1 protein-coding gene is annotated in these 1,213 nt (G+C 75.1%); it reads right to left on the minus strand.

The window, feature by feature from the left end:
• Nucleotides 1–1,167: beta-N-acetylhexosaminidase (gene nagZ, locus AOK08_RS41320; RefSeq protein ID WP_055535651.1), on the minus strand; the 1,167-nt coding region annotated here is incomplete at its 3' end.
• Nucleotides 1,168–1,213: the final 46 nt, after the last annotated feature.

The following is a 1,213-nucleotide window of genomic DNA, read 5'->3' on the forward strand; positions in this document are numbered from 1 at the left end:
CACGGGCACCGTCCCGCCCCCGGAACCAGCGGCGCCACCCCGTACGGCCCGCCGAGCCGCCTCAAGCCCCGCACCCGCGTCCCACGGCGCGACGGACCCATCCCCCGCGCCCTCCGCCACGGCCCCCGTATACCGCTCCGCCAGCCTCCGTACCCGTCCGGCGGCCTCCCGCACCCGCTCCTCCAGCAGGGTGCCGTCGCGCAGCGCGCCGATCACCGTGTCCCGGCAGTCCAGGGTGGTCGCCAGGTCCGGTACCGCCACGATCACCTGGTCGGCGCCGGCGGCGAGGGCGAGCCGGGCGCCGGGCGCCTCGCCGTACCGGTCGGCTATCGCCTTCATCTCCAGCGCGTCGCTGACCAGGACCCCGTCGAAGCCGAGTTCGTGCCGGAGCAGGTCGCCCAGGATGCGGCGGCTGAGCGTCGCGGGCCGTTCCGGATCCAGCGCCGGGTACACCACGTGCGCGCTCATCAGCATCGGCACGCCCGCCGCCACGGCCGCCCGGAACGGCTCGACATCGGCGCGTATCTCGTCGTACGACCGCCGGTCGACCGCGATCTCGTGGTGGCTGTCGGTCACCGTGCCGCCGTGGCCGGGGAAGTGCTTGGCGCAGGAGGCGATGCCGCGTGCCTCGGTGGCCGTGATCCAGGCGCGGAGGTGACGGGCGGCGAGTTCCGGATCGGCGCCGAAGGAGCGGGTGCGGACGATCGGGTTGCCGGGGTGGCGCTGGAGGTCGGCCACCGGGGCGTACGAGACGGTGATGCCGAGCGAGGCGAGGTGCCCGGCGAGGGCGTCGGCGCAGCGGGCGGTGAGGTCCGGGTCGTCGACGACGCCGAGGGCGTACGAGCCGGGCACCTCGGGGGCGCCCGCGGCGGCGAGGTGGCCGACGCCGCCGCCCTCGTTGTCGATGGCGATGAGCAGATCGGGGCGCAGGGCGCGCAGCTCGTCGGTGAGACGGCGGACCTGCTCCGCGTCGCGCACGTTGCGGGTGAAGAGGATGACCCCGCCGAGGCCCCGGTCGATGAGCCGCTTGAGGGTGTGCGGGACGCCACTGGTGCCGTCAAAGCCCGCGACGAGACACCGGTGGACGGCTTCGTCGAGGTCGACGGGCAGACCGGCGGGCAGACCGGCGGGCAGGTGGTGCCGGGGCTGCTGCTGCATCGGCTGCATCGGCATCGACGTCATCGGGGGCCTCTGGGGGTCTCTGTGGGGGAAC

This window comes from Streptomyces graminilatus (assembly GCF_001418565.1).
Taxonomy (GTDB): domain Bacteria; phylum Actinomycetota; class Actinomycetes; order Streptomycetales; family Streptomycetaceae; genus Streptomyces; species Streptomyces graminilatus.